The organism is Rubrivivax albus, assembly GCF_004016515.1.
GTDB lineage: Bacteria > Pseudomonadota > Gammaproteobacteria > Burkholderiales > Burkholderiaceae_C > Rubrivivax > Rubrivivax albus.
The window spans coordinates 1-428 of the sequence record NZ_SACT01000059.1; the positions used below are offsets into that span (position 1 = coordinate 1).

The window sequence follows — 428 nt, forward strand, 5'->3', positions numbered from 1 at the left end:
AGTACATTGGTCCAGTTCCATCTTCTGAATGTTTGAAGGTTATTAAAGGCAGAACCACCGTTTGAAACACCATCACCATGTAATGCATTCTGGAATGTTTTGTTTACAACATTCAGATTGTCGATGCCAAATGTTGTACGGAAGCTTAAACCATCTATGATTTTTACATTACCGTACACGTTTGAAATAATGCGATCGCTTGTTGAAGAGAACCGGTTAAGATCCAATAAAACCTGAGGGTTTGTAAACTGTAAAGCTGTAAGATTACCGCCTTGTCCGATTGTATTACTTACAGTGTTGATGTTATATGCGCCGTTGTTCAAATAAACAGGAACGTTTGGCATCAGGTTAAAACCTAAACGGGCAATACCGGATGTTGCAAATGCGCCACCTGGAACCGATCCTGAGTTAACGCCTGTATTATTTGT

The 428-nt window shown here is 39.7% G+C and carries 1 protein-coding gene; it reads right to left on the reverse strand.

Going from position 1 to position 428, the window contains the following annotated elements:
- Positions 1-428, reverse strand: a 428-nt coding sequence (locus tag ENE75_RS26095; RefSeq protein ID WP_199232422.1) for a hypothetical protein, incomplete at both ends; no start/stop codon positions are given.